This is a genomic window from Streptomyces canus, from assembly GCF_030816965.1.
In the GTDB taxonomy this organism is placed as follows: Bacteria; Actinomycetota; Actinomycetes; order Streptomycetales; family Streptomycetaceae; genus Streptomyces; species Streptomyces canus_E.
In genome coordinates, this window is the sequence record NZ_JAUSYQ010000002.1 from 5,613,234 (window position 1) to 5,630,472 (window position 17,239).

Below are 17,239 nucleotides of genomic sequence, written 5' to 3' on the forward strand. Positions count from 1 at the left end.
AAGACAAGTGTCCTGGTTTGCCGGGATAGTCATGTATGTCGCGGGCTCACTCCCCCGGGTGATCTGCCGCTTACGCATAGTCCGTTCGGGCCATTCAAGATTGGGCCCGAAGGGGGTGTTGCGCTGTGCCTCCCTTCCGTAACGTCCTCAACTGGCGGCGGTGAATATGCCGCTGCCGCCGTGGGGGAGCCTCGATTCGGGAGAGGACGGCGCCGGTATGGGCTGGGTAGTCGACTGGAGTGCGCAGGCGGCCTGCCGCACTACCGATCCGGATGAACTGTTCGTTCAAGGAGCAGCGCAGAACCGGGCGAAGGCGGTGTGCACCGGATGTCCGGTGCGTACGGAGTGCCTCGCCGATGCGCTGGACAACCGCGTCGAGTTCGGCGTGTGGGGAGGCATGACGGAGCGCGAGCGCCGCGCACTGCTGCGCCGGCGGCCGACCGTCACTTCGTGGCGCAGGCTGCTGGAAACCGCGCGCACGGAGTACGAGAGGGGCGTCGGCATCCTGCCCCTCGAGGACGACGAGCTCTACGAGAACTACGCGGCGGTGAGCTGAGGAGGGCACCCCTCGGGTCAGTGTCAGTCCACGGCAGCCTCGGGCAGCTCCGGCCGTCCGGCCGCGAGCCGGTTTCCGATGTTCCGCAGCCCCGCGAGGTCGTGCACATCGCCGGGCAGTGCGGCCACTTCGGCCACCGCCACCTCGGGGTGGAGCGCCGTGAAGCGGTCACGCGTGCGCTGCTCGCGGGAGAGCAGCTGCATACGATCGGCATGCAGTCTCAGCAGGCCTGCGGTGAGCTGGTCGACGGACCGGTCAACGGGGTCGGCGGACCGCCCCTTCTCCGTGCGCTCCGAGCTCGGGTTCTTCGGGTCGGCGGGGGAGCCTTCGTCAGGAGCCGGTGCCTCGGAAGCGGGAGATTCTGAACTGCCGTACGTGTCGGGAGAGTTACGAAGTCCAGCTTTCCCGCCCTCCTGATCGACAATGCGGGGCTCTTCAAGATTTTCCGCGACCTCGAGATTCTCCGCGGCGGCGAGCGCCCGCTCGGCCGAGAGCCGGTCGGCGCCGCTGCCATGGACCCGGTTGAGCACCAGACCGGCGAGCGGCATGTCCTCCGCGGCCAGCCGCTCCACGAAGTACGCGGCCTCGCGCAGCGCGTCCCGCTCCGGGGCCGCGACCACCAGGAACGCCGTCCCGGGTGCTTGGAGCAGCTTGTACGTCGCGTCCGCGCGTGTGCGGAACCCGCCGAAGGTCGTGTCCATCGCGGCCACGAACGTCTGGACGTCCTTGAGGAGTTGACCGCCCAGAAGTTTGCCGAGGGTGCCGGTCATCATCGACATCCCGACGTTCAGGAACTTCATCCCCGCCCGTCCGCCGAGCTTGGCCGGGGCGGTGAGCAGCCGGATGAGCCTTCCGTCGAGGAAGGAACCGAGCCGCTTGGGCGCGTCCAGGAAGTCGAGGGCGGAGCGGGAGGGGGGTGTGTCGACGACGATCAGGTCCCACTCGTCCCGGGCCCGCAGTTGCCCGAGCTTCTCCATCGCCATGTACTCCTGCGTGCCCGCGAAGCCCGCCGAGAGCGACTGGTAGAAGGGGTTGTTCAGGATCGTGGCCGCCCGCTCGGCGTCCGCGTGCGCCTCGACGATCTCGTCGAAGGTGCGCTTCATGTCGAGCATCATCGCGTGCAACTCGCCGCTCGCGGAGTCGTCGAGACCCTTCACCCGGCGTGGGACGTTGTCCAGCGAGTCGATGCCCATCGACTGGGCGAGCCGGCGGGCCGGATCGATGGTGAGCACGACGACCTTGCGGCCCCGCTCGGCGGCCCGCAGGCCGAGAGCCGCCGCGGTCGTGGTCTTCCCGACGCCTCCCGAGCCGCAGCAGACCACGATGCGGGTGCCCGGATCGTCGATCAGCGGATCGAGATCGAGCACGGGGGCGGGAGAAAGACGACGGTGCCGGTCGTGCGCGTCGGCGTCCGGGCTCATGACATCCCCTGCTTCCGCAGCTCGGTGGCCAGTTCGTACAGACCCGCCAGGTCCATGCCCTCGGTCAGCAAGGGCAGTTCGTGAAGCGGCAGACCCAGTTCGCCGAGGGCCGCGCGCTGTTCGTGCTCCAGGTCGTACCGCTCGGCGTACTCCTCGGCCTGCTGGATCAGCGGGTCGACCAGCTTCTCGGCGTTCCCCCCGCGACGGGCGCCGCCGAGTCCGGCCGCGGACAGCGCCTTCGCCACGGCTGAACGCTGTGTGGTGCGTACGAGTTCCAGGTCGGTGCTGTCCAACACCTCCGGGCGCACCATGTTCACGACGATCCGGCCCACGGGAAGGTGGGCCGCCCTCAACTCCGCGATGCCGTCCGCGGTCTCCTGGACGGGCATCTCCTCCAAGAGCGTCACCAGGTGGACGGCCGTCTCCTTGGACTTCAGCACCCGCATCACGGCCTGCGCCTGATTGTGTATCGGGCCGATCTTGGCGAGCCCCGCGACCTCGTCGTTGACGTTCAGGAAGCGGGTGATACGGCCCGTGGGGGGCGCGTCCATCACGACGTAGTCGTAGGCGAAGCGGCCGGACTTGTCCTTGCGGCGGACCGCCTCGCACGCCTTGCCCGTCAGGAGGACGTCTCTGAGGCCGGGTGCGATGGTGGTGGCGAAGTCGATGGCGCCGAGCTTCTTCAGGGCGCGCCCCGCTCCGCCGAGTTTGTAGAACATCTGGAGGTAGTCCAGAAGGGCCAGTTCGGGGTCGATGGCCAGGGCGTACACCTCCCCGCCCCCCGGAGCGACGGCGATCCTCCGCTCCTCGTAGGGCAGCGCCTCGGTTTCGAAGAGCTGCGCGATTCCCTGGCGGCCCTCTACCTCGACGAGAAGCGTCCGCTTCCCCTCGGTGGCGAGGGCCAGCGCGAGGGCTGCGGCGACCGTGGTCTTTCCGGTCCCGCCCTTGCCGCTGACGACCTGGAGCCTGCTCACGTATTCGAGCGTAACCAGTCGGCGGCGAAGCTAAGCAGGGGGCTGTGGATAACGCGGCACGGGCCGTGGGTGAGCAGCGGCTGAAAGCCGGTGGTGAGCAGCGGCTAAAGTCGGCCGCATGACCAAGAAGTGGGAATACGCGACCGTTCCGCTGCTCGTCCACGCCACGAAGCAGATTCTGGACACCTGGGGCGAGGACGGGTGGGAGCTCGTGCAGGTCGTGCCCGGGCCCAACAACCCCGAGCAGCTGGTGGCGTACCTGAAGCGGGAGAAGACGGCGTGAGCGGGGCGGTCGAGGCGCGGCTCGCGGAGCTGGGGCTGACGCTGCCGGCGGTGGTGCCGCCGCTGGCCGCGTATCAGCCGGCCGTGCAGTCGGGTGTGTACGTGTACACCTCCGGTCAGCTGCCCATGGTCGACGGCAAGCTTCCCGTCACCGGGAAGGTGGGCGCGGAGGTCACGGCCGAGGAGGCGAAGGCGCTGGCCCGCACGTGTGCGCTGAACGCGCTGGCGGCGGTGAAGTCGGTCGCGGGTGACCTTGACCGGATCGCGCGCGTGGTGAAGGTCGTGGGGTTCGTGGCGTCGGCCTCGGACTTCACGGGTCAGCCAGGTGTGATCAACGGCGCGAGTGAGCTGCTGGGCGAGGTGCTGGGCGACAAGGGCGTCCACGCGCGCAGTGCGGTGGGTGTCGCTGTGCTGCCGCTGGACGCGCCCGTCGAGGTCGAGGTGCAGGTGGAGCTGGTCACCGCTTGATGCGGGTGCCTGCGGCGCCTGTGCGGGTTCGGTGAGGGTGCGCGTAGCGCCTGCGGTTTCGTCGTGGGTCGGGGGCGGGGTGTCCGTCCTCGGTCCGGCGGCTCGGCCGCTCCAACAGTGTTCTGTGACGGACCCCGGCGCCGCGGGGTCGATGGGAGTGCGCGTAGCGCCTGCGGCTTCGTTCGTGGCTCATTTGCGGCTACCGCGGGCGCGACCAGCCACAACGGACCCGCAGCCGCCGGACGACCCGACCGGCACCTCCGCAAGGCGCCCGGCCCTCGAACATCCGCTCCCCAAGAGTTAGCCTCCGCCCATGGCAAACGGGCAGTGGTACCCAGCGGAATGGCCGGACCGCATCCGCGCGCTCGCGGACGGCTCGCTTCAGCCGGCCGTGCCCAGACGCGCCGCCACGGTGATGCTGCTGAAGGACGGGCCGACCGGAACCGTTGTGCACATGTTGCGCAGGCGAGCCTCCATGGCCTTCGCGGGAGGCGCTTACGCCTATCCCGGCGGCGGAGTCGACCCCCGTGACGACGAGCACCACATCCACTGGGCGGGCCCCACGCGCGCGTGGTGGGCGGCTCGGTTCGGGGTGGACGAGACGACGGCCCAGGCGATCGTCTGCGCGGCCGTGCGGGAGACGTACGAGGAGGCGGGTGTCCTGCTCGCCGGGCCGACGCCCGAGTCGGTGGTCGGTGACACCACGGGCGCCGAATGGGAGGCGGACCGTGCCGCTCTCGTGGCCCGGGAGCTCTCCTTCGCCGAGTTCCTGGAGCGCCGGGGGCTGGTCCTGCGGTCGGATCTGCTCGGGGCCTGGACCCGCTGGATCACCCCCGAGTTCGAACCCCGCCGTTACGACACCTGGTTCTTCGTCGCCGCCCTCCCCGAGGGGCAGCGCACACGCAACGCCTCCACGGAGGCCGACCGCACGGTGTGGATCCGGCCCCAGGACGCGGCGGACGGCTACGACAAGGGCGAGCTGCTCATGATGCCGCCCACCATCGCCACACTGCGGCAGCTCACCGCGTACGGCACCGCCGCCGACGCGCTCGCCGCCGCGCCCGACCGTGACCTGACCCCTGTGCTCGCCCAGGCCCGGCTGGTGGACGGCGAGATCGTGCTCTCCTGGCCGGGGCACGACGAGTTCACCAAACACATCCCGACCGGTGGAGCCTCCGCATGACCGACGCCGCAGCCCTCCCCGGCCGGCCGCGGGGAGGGGTCCTCTCAGGCCCCGCCACCCGGCGGGCCGTCAACGTCCTCGCGCCCAACGCATCCGCGATGACCCTGGACGGGACGAACACCTGGATCCTGTCGGAGCCGGATTCGGAGCTGGCGGTCGTCGTCGACCCCGGCCCGCTCGACGAGGGGCATCTCCGCGCGGTCGTCGACACGGCCGAGGCCGCAGGCAGGCGCGTCGCCCTCACCCTGCTCACCCACGGCCACCCCGACCACGCCGAAGGTGCCGCCCGCTTCGCCGAGCTGACCGGGACAAAGGTGCGGGCCCTCGACCCGGCGCTGCGGCTGGGAGACGAAGGGCTCGGCGCCGGAGACGTGGTGCGCGTCGGTGGCCTGGAACTCAGGGTCGTGCCCACTCCCGGGCACACCGCCGACTCGCTCTGCTTCCATCTCCCGGCCGATCAGGCCGTCCTGACCGGTGACACCGTCCTGGGGCGCGGCACGACCGTCGTGGCTCATCCCGACGGCCGTCTGGGCGACTATCTGGACTCGCTGCGGCGGCTGAGGTCCCTGACGGTCGACGACGGCGTCCACACCGTCCTGCCGGGCCACGGCCCCGTCCTGGAGGATGCCCAGGGTGTCGTCGAGTTCTATCTCGCCCACCGGGCCCATCGGCTCGCCCAGGTCGAGACGGCCGTGGAGAACGGATACCGCACGCCCGGTGCCGTCGTAGAACATGTGTACGCAGATGTGAACCGGGCGCTCTGGCCCGCCGCCGAGCTGTCGGTGCGGGCCCAGCTGGAGTACCTGGAGGAGCACGGGCTCATCTAGGGGCCTTCGTGCCGTGCACACGCGTGTACTCGTCCGCCAGCCAGGGGCCCAGATCGTCGACATATGTCCGCAGTACGGCCGTGTCGGCGGTCGGGGTGTGTCCCAGGACGGCTGCCGTGCGTAGCTGCTCGGCGCGCTGCGGGTAGTACGCGCCGAAGACCTCCGCCATCTCTCCCAGATCGCTCGTCCAGCCGTTCCAGCGGGGCATGACCAGGGTGAACGCGGTGCGGACCAGGTGGCGGGACATGAAGCGGACGAGGCGGGTCCGGGTCTTGTCGGAGTCCGCCTCCTCGATCCGTTCGCGCCAGCGGGGGAGCAGGAGGGCGAGGTCGCCGTTCGTCTCGCGGGCCAGGAGGGTGTCGGGGCGGTAGCGGGGGAGGTACTCCGCCAGGTCGTCGCCGAGCAGCGGGGTGCACAGACAGGCCACGAACCAGCCCAGGTCGTGCCGCTCCAGCTCGCTCAGCAGGAGATCCCGGCTGTACAGCAGCGTTCCGACGCCGTCGATCTGCGGGAACTCCTTGTCGAGCGCCTCCCCGAGCTCCCGTACGCCCTGCCGGGTCCGCGTCGGTCGGTTCGTCCTGCAGGGCGAGCAGGAGGTCGAGGTCGCTGCGGCCCACGCGCGCGGTGCCGCGCGGGATCGAGCCGTAGAGGTACGCGCTGTGCAGTCTCGGCCCGAACAGGTCCAGCACCCGGTCGCGGGCGGCCGCGACGACCGGGTGGAAGGGCTGCGGGATCCGTCCGAGGGAGCCCTCGCGCTCGATGTAGCCCTGGGCGTCGAGGCCCTTGCGGGCGATGGGGGGAACGTTTTCGGCGGCCATGGGATCACTGTGCCTGCGGGCGGGCCCGGGGACAGCTCATTTACGGCCCTGGACGGACCGTGTGGGGCCGAACGTGGTCGGCGCCGGTGGAAGCCGGTGGAAGCCCGCGGAAGACGCGCAGGGGGCGTGAGGCGCCGCGAGAGCGACAAGGGGTGGCGATCACGTCGCCGGACATGGCGGCAGGCAGGCCGGATCCGATACCGCCCGGCCGACGGCGAGCCACGAGCCGGCCGTCGGCGGGGTCGAGAACGGCGAGACGGTCGCCCCGGCGATGCACGAACAGGAACCAGCCGGGGTGGCCAGGGGGAGCAGGAGGGGATCGCGCCTCCTTGTCCGAGGGGAACGAGACTGCCCCGGTGCTGGGTCCGGTTGGTTCAGGCGAGCGTGCCCAGGGCCGGGCCGAGGGCGGTGACGCCGACGCGCCCTGGGCGGGCGGCGCCGTCTTCGTGGCGCGGTACCGCCTCGCGGCCGCCCCGGACGTCGGCAGCGCCACCGCGACGACGTCCTCGCCGTGCGTGCTCCTCTGGGGACCGGTCGAAGCCGACGTCCATGACGGGCCGGCGGTGTGTCGCCAAGGCCGCTCTCGCCCTGCGATGTCCACCGCCCGTGCCGTCGGACCGACCCCGGCGCCCCGTCCTCGCGGATGCCCACCCCTGGCGACGCGAGAAGGGCCCCGCCGTGCGGCAGGGCCCTTCGAAGTCGTACGACGACCTGCGCTCAGCGCGAGCGCTTGGCGAGCCTTTCGACGTCCAGGAGGATCACCGCGCGGGCCTCCAGGCGCAGCCATCCGCGCTGGGCGAAGTCCGCGAGGGCCTTGTTGACCGTTTCGCGGGAGGCGCCGACCAGTTGGGCGAGCTCCTCCTGCGTGAGGTCGTGGACGACGTGGATGCCCTCCTCGGACTGCACGCCGAAGCGGCGGGAGAGGTCGAGCAGGGCGCGGGCCACGCGGCCGGGGACGTCCGAGAAGACCAGGTCGGACATCGCGTCGTTGGTGCGGCGCAGACGGCGGGCGACGGCGCGCAGGAGCGCGGTGGCCACCTCGGGGCGGGCGTTCAGCCAGGGCTGCAGGTCGCCGTGGCCGAGGCCCAGCAGCTTGACCTCGGTCAGCGCGGTGGCGGTCGCGGTGCGCGGGCCAGGGTCGAACAGGGACAGTTCGCCGATGAGTTCGCCGGGGCCGACCACGGCGAGCATGTTCTCGCGGCCATCGGGGGAGGTGCGGTGGAGCTTGACCTTCCCCTCGGTGACGACGTAGAGCCGGTCTCCCGGGTCGCCCTCGTGGAACAGCGAGTCGCCGCGCGCGAGGGTCACCTCACTCATGGAGGCGCGGAGCTCCGCGGACTGCTCGTCGTCGAGAGCCGCGAAGAGCGGGTTGCGCCGGAGGACGTCGTCCACGAGTTCTCTCCTTGTCGACCTGCTCAGGGGATCTTGTTCCCCCTTGGTACCAGGGGACCGTGGTGCCCATTTTGCCGGACGGTCCAAACAGTGTGATCTGTCACAAGGATGCCGCACACATGTCCCGGGGTACGCGGCAGGGGTCCAATTGGGGGCCGGACTTCGAGGTCCGGGGCGGATGTCAGTGCCGGGCCCTAGGCTGGCCGGGTGTCCAAAACGCCGGTGAGAGCACAGGCCAAGGGGGCTGGACGGGTGGTTGTACGTCGAGATTCCGCTGTGGGCGAACAGGGCGCCGGGGGCGGAAAGAAAACGGCAAAAGCGGCAGGGAAGGCTCCGGTGGAGAAGAGGGCTTCGGCGAAGAAAGCGGCTCCCGTGAGGAAGGCCGCCGCCGTGAAGAAAGCGACCGTCGCTCCCAAGAAGGCGGCGGCCCCGGTGAAGAAGGCCTCGGCCACGAAGACGGTCGCCGTGAAGTCCCCGCGGAACGAGTCGCGGACCGCCCTCGTCCGCCGTGCCCGGCGCATCAACCGCGAGCTTGCGGAGGTGTTTCCGTACGCTCACCCCGAGTTGGACTTCGAGAATCCCTTCCAGCTGATCGTGGCGACGGTCCTGTCCGCGCAGACCACCGACCTGAGGGTCAATCAGACGACCCCCGCGCTGTTCGCCAAGTACCCGACCCCCGAGGATCTGGCCGCGGCCAACCCCGAGGAGGTCGAGGAGATCCTCCGGCCGACCGGGTTCTTCCGAGCCAAGACCAAGTCGGTGATAGGGCTGTCCAAGGCCCTCGTGGAGAACTTCGGCGGTGAGGTCCCGGGGCGGCTCGAGGACCTCGTCACGCTGCCCGGTGTGGGCCGCAAGACCGCCTTCGTCGTCCTCGGCAACGCCTTCGGGCGGCCCGGCGTCACCGTCGACACGCACTTCATGCGACTGGTCAGGCGCTGGCAGTGGACCGACGAGACCGACCCGGACAAGATCGAGGCCGCCGTCACCGCGCTCTTCCCCAAGAGCGACTGGACGGACCTGTCGCACCACGTCATCTGGCACGGCCGTCGTATCTGCCACGCCCGCAAGCCCGCCTGCGGCGCCTGCCCCATCACCCCGCTCTGCCCGGCCTACGGCGAGGGCGAGACGGACCCGGAGAAGGCGAAGAAGCTCCTCAAGTACGAGAAGGGCGGCTTCCCCGGACAGCGGCTGAACCCGCCGCAGGCCTATCTGGACGCCGGAGGCAAGGCCGCACTGCCACTGGGGGCCTCCGAGTGAGGATGCGGAGGGCGCGGCCGGGAGGTTCGGCGCGGGTCGGCGGGCCGGACCGGGAGGCCGGGGCTGCCCGTGCGGTGCGGCCGGTCGGGCAGCCCCGGCACCGCTGTGCGGTGCGGCCGGAACGATCTAGGGCCCGTCAGGCGTTGAGCGATGCAGGACGACGGGGGTGGCGATGACACGGGCGAGCCATACGAAGGGCGTGACGCTCAGCACGGACGGCCTGCCGAGCTGGCTGGACCCGGTGGTGCACGCCGTGGAGACGGTCGAGCCGCTGCAGCTGAGCCGCTTTCTGCCGCCGGCGAACGGCGCGGGCCGGCAGTCGGCCGTGTTGATCCTGTTCGGCGAGGGCGAACGCGGCCCCGAGCTGCTGCTCATGGAGCGGGCGAGCTCGCTCAGGTCGCACGCCGGGCAGCCGTCGTTCCCCGGCGGCGCGCTCGATCCGGAGGACGGCGATCCTCATGGCGACGGGCCGCTGCGGGCCGCCCTGCGCGAGGCCGAGGAGGAGACCGGCCTCGACCCCTCCGGCGTCCAGCTGTTCGGCGTGCTGCCCAAGCTGTACATCCCGGTCAGCGGCTTCGTGGTGACCCCGGTGCTGGGCTGGTGGCGCGAGCCGACCCCGGTCGGGGTCGTCGATCCGAATGAAACCGCCCGCGTCTTCACCGTTCCCGTGGCGGATCTCACTGACCCCGACAACCGTGCGACGACCGTCCATCCCAGCGGCCACCGAGGTCCGGCATTCCTGGTCGAATCGGCCCTTGTCTGGGGCTTCACCGCCGGAATCATCGACCGACTCCTGCACTATGCGGGCTGGGAGCGCCCCTGGGACCGCGAGAAGCAGGTCCCGCTCGACTGGCGCGCGTGACAGGGTGAACCCCGTGTTGTGTCTTTTCGGGGGGCGCTGTATCCGATTGCCGCTTCGCGGCGGGCCGGACCCCCGGCCGACCTGTGGTGAACGCGAAGTGATGAGGCGAGGCTCGAACCGGTGAACGTGCTGGACATCCTGTTGCTGGTCGCCGCCGTGTGGTTCGCGATCGTCGGCTATCGCCAGGGCTTCGTCGTCGGCATCCTGTCGGTGATCGGATTCCTGGGCGGCGGTCTCGTCGCCGTCTACACCCTCCCGGTCATCTGGGACGCGCTGACCGACCACACGGAGGTCGGCACGGTCGCCGCCGTCGTCGCCGTGGTCGTCGTCATCGTCTGCGCCTCCGTCGGCCAGGCCCTGACCACCCACCTCGGCAACAAGCTGCGCCGGTACATCACCTGGTCCCCGGCCCGCGCCCTGGACGCGACCGGCGGCGCCCTCGTCAACGTCCTCGCGATGCTCCTGGTCGCCTGGCTCATCGGCTCCGCCCTCGCCCAGACCACCATGCCGACGGTCGGCAAGGAGGTCCGTAGCTCCAAGGTGCTCCTCGGCGTGCAGGAGGCGCTGCCGGGCGCTGCCGACACCTGGTTCAAGGACTTCACCTCGGTCCTCGCGCAGAACGGCTTCCCGCAGGTCTTCAGCCCGTTCTCCAACGAGCCGATCAAGGAGGTCCAGCCGCCCGACCCCAAGCTCGCCCACAGCGCCGTCGCCACCCGTGCCCAGCGCTCCATCGTCAAGGTCATGGGCACCGCGCAGAGCTGCGGCAAGGTCCTGGAGGGCTCCGGCTTCGTGTTCGGTGACCGCCGCGTCATGACCAACGCCCATGTCGTCGGCGGCGTCGACGAGCCCACGGTCCAGATAGGCGGCGAGGGCCGCAAGTACGACGCCACGGTCGTCCTCTACGACTGGGAGCGCGACATCGCCGTACTGGACGTCCCCGATCTGGACGCGCCCGCGCTGCAGTTCACGTCCCAGGACGCCGCCAGCGGGGACAGCGCGATCGTCGCGGGCTTCCCGGAGAACGGCTCGTACGACGTCCGCTCCGCGCGCGTGCGCGGGCGCATCGACGCCCACGGACCGGACATCTACCACCGGGGCACCGTCAGCCGCGATGTCTACTCCCTCTACGCGACCGTCCGCCAGGGCAACTCCGGCGGCCCGTTGCTGACCCCGGAGGGCAGGGTGTACGGCGTGGTCTTCGCCAAGTCGCTCGACGACGCCGACACCGGGTACGCGCTCACCGCGGACGAGATCCAGGAGGACATCGCCAAGGGGCGCACCGCGAACCAGCAGGTGGACAGCGACAGCTGCGCGCTGTGAGGGGTGTCAGGACGAAGGCGCGTCAGCCTCGGGGATGACGCAGGCGTACCGAGACCCAGCGGGCCCGGCGGCGCAGGATGCGCGGGATGCCCACCCTCAGGTCCGTGCCGCCCGGCAGTTGCGGGGCACCGCCCTGATGGTGGGAGCTCAGGCCACCGCCGGAGCGTCGATTGCGTGCTGCGTCACTGTAGTCGTGCGTCCAGCCCATACCCGGACGTGTGCCCCTGCCCCAAGGTCCATAACCGCCCCCACGCCCCCCAATTGGCCTATGCGCCGGGCAAGTGGCCGTTCGTGGAACAGGTGTTCAGGTCCAGGTACCGGACGCGACGAAACGGTCACCGGTCGGGTTCGGGATCCTTCAGCCAGTTGATCAGTTCCGTCGAGAAGGCGACCGGGTCCTCTTCGTGCGGGAAGTGCCCCAGACCGTCGAACAGCCGCCAGCGGTACGGCGCTTCGACGTACTCCCCGGACCCGGCGGCGCTGCGCGTGCGCATCACCGGGTCGAGCGAGCCGTGCAGGTGGAGAGTCGGCACGCGGACGGGCCGCTTCATGCGCCGGTTGAACTGGATCCCGTCGGGACGGGCCATCGAACGCACCATCCAGCGGTACGGCTCGATCGAACAGTGCGCCGTCGAGGGGATGCAGATCGCCCTGCGGTACGTCTCCACCGCCTTGTCGTCCGGCTGGCGCGGGCCGGACCAGTCCCGGATCAGCTCGGCGACCAGCGCGCCGTCGTCGGCGGTCAGCTGCCGCTCCGGGACCCAGGGCCGCTGGAACCCCCAGATGTAGGAGCCGGCCCGCGTCTGCTTCACGTCCGACAGCATCGCCGAGCGCCAGCGCCGGGGATGCGGCATAGAGGCGACCGCGAGCCGTCGCACGAGCTTGGGACGCATCGCGGCCGCCGTCCACGCCAGATAGCCGCCCAGGTCATGGCCGACCAGGGCGGCGTCCGGCTCGCCGAGCGAGCGGATCACGCCGGTGACGTCGAGGGCCAGGTTGGCGGGGTCGTAGCCGCGCGGGGTGCGGTCGCTGCCGCCGACGCCGCGCAGATCCATGGCCACGGCCCGGAAGCCGGCGTCGGCGAGCGCCTCCAGTTGGTGGCGCCAGGTCCACCAGAACTGCGGGAAGCCGTGCAGGAACATCACGAGCGGTCCGTCGCCCAGTTCGGCGATGTGGAAGCGCGCGCCGTTGGCGGCCACGTCCCGGTGCGTCCAGGGACCGTCGGGCCGTACGAGAGAGGCGGGCTGCTGCGCCGAAGGGGTGGCGGGATCGGTCATGACGACGAGCGTGCCACAGCCTCGATGGCCTTCGTGTTTCGGACCCGCTCCTCCAGGACCTTGGTGTCGTCGGGTCGCGGGTGGGGCTTGGCGTTCTGGAGCACGCCCGCCGTCTCCTTCATCGACGCGGCGACCTTCTGCGGGCCCTTGCTCTTCTGCGCCTTCTTCGCGAAGACGACGCCGATCAGCGCGAGGACGAGCGCGACGAGGACGTTGGCCGCGAAGGACAGCAGGAAGCAGACCGCGAGGTTCCAGTCGCTCCAGGTCCGGATGCCGTACGCCAGCGCGAAGTTCAGCATCGGCAGGGAGAACAACAGGACCGCGCCGGCCACGCTGAACGCGCCGCCGCTCATCGCGCCCCGTTTGACGTCCTGCTTGAGCTGCGCCTTCGCCAGCGCGATCTCGTCGTGCACCAGCGCAGACATCTCGGTCGTCGCCGAGGCGAACAGCTGGCCGATGCTGCGTTCGGCGCCGACCGGGCTGCCGTCGGGTGCGCTCATCGCGGTCTCCCTATTCACTGGGACTCTTGTGTGTGGCGTGTCTTTTGTACCGTCCCGTCAGATCATGCCCGACGGTCGTCCTCCTCGCCTGCCCCGCCCGCTACTTCGGCAAGCCGCTCGGCGTTCTTGAGCTCGGCGATCCGGCGGTGCTCGGCGGCCTTTCGCTCGTGGATGGCCGCCATGCGCAGGTGGTACGCCGGGTCGTCCTCCTCGTAGATGTCCGGAATGCCGGAGTGGTCCTCGTCGCGCTCCTCGGCCTCGTACAGCCTGCGGTACTCGGCGTTGCGCAGCTTCAGCAGCACGGTCGCGAGGGTGGCCGCGATGAGCGAGCCGAGGAGTACGGCGGCCTTGACCTCGTCGGCCAGTGTGGCCTCACCGGCGAAGGCGAGCTCCCCGATGAGCAGCGACACGGTGAAGCCGATGCCGGCCAGGGTCGCCACCGCGAACACGTCGGCCCATGCGAGGTCGTCGCTGAGCGAGGCCCGGGTGAAGCGAGCCGTGAGCCACGTCCCGCCGAAGATGCCGAGCGCCTTGCCGACGACCAGCCCGAGCACCACGCCGAGCGTCTCCGGCTGGGTGAAGACGTCGCCGAGCGCGCCGCCGGAGACGGAGACACCCGCGCTGAAGAGGGCGAACAGGGGGACGGCCAGGCCCGCCGAGAGCGGTCGTACGAGATGCTCGATGTGCTCGCCCGGGGAGTGCTCCTCGTCCTCCCGCGTGCTGCAGCGCAGCATCAGGCCCATCGCGACGCCCGCGATGGTGGCATGGACCCCGCTGTTGTACATCAGCGCCCAGATCACCAGCGCGAGCGGGACGTAGACGTACCACCCGCGCACGCCCTTGCGCAGCAGGAACCAGAAGACCGCGAGACCGGCGGCCGCGCCGCCGAGCGCGGCGAAGTCGATGCCGGCGGTGAAGAAGACCGCGATGATCAGGATCGCGAAGAGGTCGTCGACGACGGCGAGGGTCAGCAGGAAGGCGCGCAGCGCGCTCGGCAGCCAGGTGCCGATGACGGCGAGCACGGCGAGCGCGAAGGCGATGTCGGTGGCCGTGGGCACGGCCCAACCGGCCAGGGAGCCGCCGCCGGTGAGGTTGGTGAGCGTGTAGACGAGCGCCGGTACGGCCATGCCGCACAGGGCGGCGACCACGGGCAGCGCGGCAGCCTTGGGGTCCTTCAGGTCACCGGCCACCAGTTCGCGCTTGAGCTCGATGCCGGCCACGAAGAAGAAGATCGCGAGGAGTCCGTCGGCGGCCCAGTGTTCGACCGACAGGTCGAGCCCGAGGGCCGCGGGGCCCAGATGGTAGTGGCTGACGCTCTCGTAACTGCTGTGCAGCGCAGGGACGTTCGCCCAGACCAGGGCGGTGACCGCGGCGACGAGCAGCAGCACACCGCCGACCGTCTCGGTGCGCAGTGCGTCCGCGACGAAGGTCCGCTCGGGGAGGGAGAGGCGTCCGAGAACCTTGCGAGGGGGCGCGGACATGGGGGAGACCTCCGGTCGGTGGGCACGGCTGAGCTGTTCGCCGACCAGACTTCCCGGCACACCATGAGGGTCACGCTGTTTTGTTTAGTTTAGCTAAAAGGGGCGCTCGGCGCGTTCCCGCGCCGGGCGCCCCCCTTTGGTGAAGGAGTCGGTCAGTCCTCGCTGGGCGCTGCCGGCAGCTTGGCCTGGATGAGATCCATGACCGTCGAGTCCGTCAGCGTGGTCACGTCACCGAGCTGGCGGTTCTCGGCCACGTCCCGCAGCAGACGGCGCATGATCTTGCCGGAACGCGTCTTGGGCAGCTCGGCCACCGGCAGGACCCGCTTGGGCTTGGCGATGGGGCCGAGGGTGGCGCCGACGTGGTTGCGCAGGTCGGCGATGAGGTTCTCGTCCTCGGCGTTCGCCGTGCCACGCAGGATCACGAACGCGACGATGGCCTGGCCGGTCGTCTCGTCCGCGGCACCGACGACGGCCGCCTCGGCGACCGACGGGTGGGAGACGAGCGCCGACTCGACCTCGGTGGTCGAGATGTTGTGGCCGGAGACCAGCATGACGTCGTCGACGCGACCGAGCAGCCAGATGTCACCGTCGTCGTCCTTCTTCGCGCCGTCACCGGCGAAGTACCTGCCCTCGAAGCGGGACCAGTACGTGTCGAGGAAGCGCTGGTCGTCGCCCCAGATGGTGCGCAGCATCGACGGCCACGGCTCGGTCAGGACGAGATAGCCGCCTCCGCCGTTCGGGACCTCGTTCGCCTCGTCGTCGACGACCGTGGCGGAGATGCCGGGCAGTGGCGTCTGCGCGGAACCGGGCTTGGCCGCGGTCACACCCGGCAGCGGGGAGATCATCATCGCGCCGGTCTCGGTCTGCCACCAGGTGTCCACGATCGGTGTCCGGTCGGCGCCGATGTGCTTGCGGTACCAGATCCACGCCTCGGGGTTGATCGGCTCGCCCACGGACCCCAGCACCCGCAGGCTGCTGAGGTCGAACTTCGCGGGGATGTCGTCGCCCCACTTCATGAACGTACGAATGGCGGTGGGCGCCGTGTAGAGGATCGTCACCCCGTACTTCTGGATGATCTCCCAGAAGCGGCCCTGATGGGGGGTGTCCGGGGTGCCCTCGTACATGACCTGGGTGGCGCCGTTGGCGAGCGGGCCGTAGACGATGTACGAGTGCCCGGTGACCCAGCCGACGTCGGCCGTGCACCAGTAGACGTCGGTCTCCGGCTTGAGGTCGAAGACGGCGTGGTGGGTGTACGCGGTCTGGGTGAGGTAGCCGCCGGAGGTGTGCAGGATGCCCTTGGGCTTACCCGTCGTGCCGGACGTGTAGAGGATGAACAGCGGCTGCTCGGCGCCGAAGGGCTCGGGAGTGTGCTCGGCCGGCTGCCGCTCGACGATCTCGTGCCACCACACGTCACGGCTGTCGTCCCAGGCGACCTCCTGGCCGGTACGGCGTACGACCAGCACGTGCTCGACGTTGTCGACCTTGCCGACCGCCTCGTCGACGGCGGGCTTGAGCGCGGACGGCTTGCCGCGCCGGTAGCCGCCGTCGGTGGTGATGACCACCTTGGCGTCGGCGTCCTGGATGCGGGTGGCGAGCGCGTCCGCCGAGAAGCCGCCGAAGACCACGGAGTGCGCGGCGCCGATCCGGGCGCACGCGAGCATTGCGACGGCGGTCTCGGGGATCATCGGCATGTAGACGGCGACCCGGTCGCCCTTCTGGACTCCCAGCTCCAGCAGGGCGTTCGCGGCCCTGGAGACCTCGTCCTTGAGCTCGGCGTAGGTGATCGCGCGGCTGTCGCCGGGCTCGCCCTCGAAGTGGATGGCGATGCGGTCACCGTTCCCCGCTTCGACATGCCGGTCGACGCAGTTGTACGCCACATTGAGCTCGCCGTCCTTGAACCACTTGGCGAACGGCGGGTTCGACCAGTCCAGGGTCTCCGTCGGCTCCTTGGCCCAGCTCAGTCGGCGGGCCTGCTCGGCCCAGAAACCGAGTCGGTCAGCCTTGGCCTGCTCATACGCCTCCGCCGTGACGTTGGCGTTTGCGGCCAGGTCGGCGGGGGGTGCGAACCTGCGCTCTTCCTTGAGCAGGTTGGCCAGGCTTTCGTTGCTCACGGCATCTGCCTTTCCCAGGGTGTCCGTTGTGTCCCGGGCCACAGCTCATCACCCCGGGGGCGTGATGACAAGGGTCGACCTGAAATTGGTTTAGACCTGTTGGGCGTCGAATCCGGCGGCCCGGGTCATCCGTACCCACGTACGCCGACCAGGCGGAGTTCAGTGTCTGTAACGCCTTTCACACTCCCGTGCGGCCCGCTCGTCTTTCGTGGCCCGGCGTGTCGCGGACCGCACAACGGGACCGACCTGACGGCGGAGATCTTCCTGGCGTTCCTGGACTCCGCCCACACCTACCGCCCGTCCCGGGGCAGCGACCGCGCTTGGCTGTACGGCATCCGCGCTCGGTTGTGCGGCATCGCGTGCGACGCCGCCGGGGAGCGCCGTCGGGGCGCCCGCGAGACCGACCGCGGCCGGAGCATCTCGGGGCGGCGAACTGCTGGATCTCGACGACATGGCCCGCCTGGAGGGCAAGCCGGGGCCGCGCTGGAACGGCTCCCCGCACGGGAGAGA

The 17,239-nt window shown here is 70.4% G+C and carries 17 protein-coding genes and 1 pseudogene; 8 read left to right on the forward strand and 10 right to left on the reverse strand.

All coding sequences use genetic code 11. The annotated features are described in order from the left end of the window. Positions 1-217: 217 nt before the first annotated feature. On the forward strand, positions 218-556 hold the full coding sequence (wblA, locus tag QF027_RS26915) for a transcriptional regulator WblA (protein WP_031043210.1): 339 nt from the start codon (positions 218-220) through the stop codon (positions 554-556). A 23-nt stretch (positions 557-579) separates the two neighbouring features. Here the strand turns inward: wblA and QF027_RS26920 are convergent, their stop codons facing one another. Both QF027_RS26920 and QF027_RS26925 read right to left on the reverse strand, forming a co-directional pair. Beyond that, entirely contained in the window at positions 580-1,977 is a 1,398-nt protein-coding gene (locus QF027_RS26920; RefSeq protein ID WP_306978365.1) for an ArsA family ATPase, read from the reverse strand. After that, positions 1,974-2,951, reverse strand: coding sequence for an ArsA family ATPase (locus QF027_RS26925; protein ID WP_307077604.1), 978 nt, complete (start codon positions 2,949-2,951; stop codon positions 1,974-1,976). Before QF027_RS26925 ends, QF027_RS26920 begins: the two co-directional genes overlap by 4 nt. Positions 2,952-3,069: 118 nt before the next feature. Between QF027_RS26925 and QF027_RS26930 the strand changes: the two genes are divergently transcribed. The 4 genes from QF027_RS26930 (at position 3,070) to QF027_RS26945 (ending at position 5,711) form a co-directional block, all read left to right on the forward strand. Further along, a complete protein-coding gene (locus QF027_RS26930; RefSeq protein WP_086724107.1) occupies positions 3,070-3,234 on the forward strand; it encodes a DUF4177 domain-containing protein in 165 nt (54 codons plus the stop codon). Continuing rightward, a complete protein-coding gene (locus QF027_RS26935) occupies positions 3,231-3,701 on the forward strand; it encodes a RidA family protein (RefSeq protein ID WP_306978360.1) in 471 nt (156 codons plus the stop codon). The genes QF027_RS26930 and QF027_RS26935 overlap by 4 nt, the downstream gene beginning before the upstream one ends. A gap of 313 nt (positions 3,702-4,014) precedes the next feature. Next, on the forward strand, positions 4,015-4,884 hold the full coding sequence (locus QF027_RS26940; protein WP_306978357.1) for an NUDIX hydrolase: 870 nt from the start codon (positions 4,015-4,017) through the stop codon (positions 4,882-4,884). Then, positions 4,881-5,711: an MBL fold metallo-hydrolase gene (locus QF027_RS26945; protein ID WP_307077606.1), complete on the forward strand. Its 831-nt coding sequence runs from the start codon at positions 4,881-4,883 to the stop codon at positions 5,709-5,711. The genes QF027_RS26940 and QF027_RS26945 overlap by 4 nt, the downstream gene beginning before the upstream one ends. On the opposite strand, the pseudogene QF027_RS26950 reads toward QF027_RS26945, so the two are convergent. The 3 genes and pseudogenes from QF027_RS26950 to QF027_RS26960 all read right to left on the reverse strand — a co-directional run bounded on the left by QF027_RS26950 (position 5,704) and on the right by QF027_RS26960 (position 7,921). Continuing rightward, a pseudogene (locus QF027_RS26950) lies at positions 5,704-6,529 on the reverse strand (nucleotidyltransferase). The gene QF027_RS26945 and the pseudogene QF027_RS26950 overlap by 8 nt on opposite strands. Before the next feature lie 374 nt (positions 6,530-6,903). Continuing rightward, on the reverse strand, positions 6,904-7,104 hold the full coding sequence (locus QF027_RS26955; RefSeq protein ID WP_307077607.1) for a hypothetical protein: 201 nt from the start codon (positions 7,102-7,104) through the stop codon (positions 6,904-6,906). Between the two features lie 142 nt (positions 7,105-7,246). Beyond that, the gene (locus tag QF027_RS26960) at positions 7,247-7,921 is read right to left on the reverse strand and encodes a Crp/Fnr family transcriptional regulator (RefSeq protein ID WP_015658871.1); all 675 of its coding nucleotides are present in this window, start codon (positions 7,919-7,921) and stop codon (positions 7,247-7,249) included. A 252-nt stretch (positions 7,922-8,173) separates the two neighbouring features. Between QF027_RS26960 and nth the strand changes: the two genes are divergently transcribed. The 3 genes from nth (at position 8,174) to QF027_RS26975 (ending at position 11,360) form a co-directional block, all read left to right on the forward strand. After that, a complete protein-coding gene (gene nth / locus QF027_RS26965) occupies positions 8,174-9,178 on the forward strand; it encodes an endonuclease III (protein WP_373432433.1) in 1,005 nt (334 codons plus the stop codon). Positions 9,179-9,350: 172 nt separating this feature from the next. Further along, the gene (locus tag QF027_RS26970) at positions 9,351-10,040 is read left to right on the forward strand and encodes an NUDIX hydrolase (protein WP_306986601.1); all 690 of its coding nucleotides are present in this window, start codon (positions 9,351-9,353) and stop codon (positions 10,038-10,040) included. Between the two features lie 120 nt (positions 10,041-10,160). After that, positions 10,161-11,360 carry a MarP family serine protease gene (locus tag QF027_RS26975; protein WP_307077611.1) on the forward strand — a complete coding sequence of 400 codons (1,200 nt, stop codon included), beginning with the start codon at positions 10,161-10,163 and terminating at the stop codon, positions 11,358-11,360. 22 nt (positions 11,361-11,382) lie between these two features. Here the strand turns inward: QF027_RS26975 and QF027_RS26980 are convergent, their stop codons facing one another. From QF027_RS26980 to acs, 5 genes are all read right to left on the reverse strand, one after another. After that, positions 11,383-11,568 (reverse strand): hypothetical protein, encoded by a 186-nt coding sequence (locus QF027_RS26980; RefSeq protein ID WP_079072518.1) that lies wholly within the window; start codon positions 11,566-11,568, stop codon positions 11,383-11,385. Between the two features lie 127 nt (positions 11,569-11,695). Further along, positions 11,696-12,637 carry an alpha/beta fold hydrolase gene (locus QF027_RS26985; RefSeq protein WP_307077613.1) on the reverse strand — a complete coding sequence of 314 codons (942 nt, stop codon included), beginning with the start codon at positions 12,635-12,637 and terminating at the stop codon, positions 11,696-11,698. After that, positions 12,634-13,137 carry a phage holin family protein gene (locus QF027_RS26990; RefSeq protein ID WP_306978339.1) on the reverse strand — a complete coding sequence of 168 codons (504 nt, stop codon included), beginning with the start codon at positions 13,135-13,137 and terminating at the stop codon, positions 12,634-12,636. Before QF027_RS26990 ends, QF027_RS26985 begins: the two co-directional genes overlap by 4 nt. Positions 13,138-13,199: 62 nt before the next feature. Next, complete coding sequence (nhaA, locus tag QF027_RS26995; protein ID WP_307077615.1) at positions 13,200-14,618, reverse strand: Na+/H+ antiporter NhaA; 1,419 nt, start codon at positions 14,616-14,618, stop codon at positions 13,200-13,202. Between the two features lie 152 nt (positions 14,619-14,770). Continuing rightward, complete coding sequence (gene acs / locus QF027_RS27000) at positions 14,771-16,729, reverse strand: acetate--CoA ligase (RefSeq protein ID WP_306978336.1); 1,959 nt, start codon at positions 16,727-16,729, stop codon at positions 14,771-14,773. Positions 16,730-17,239: the final 510 nt, after the last annotated feature.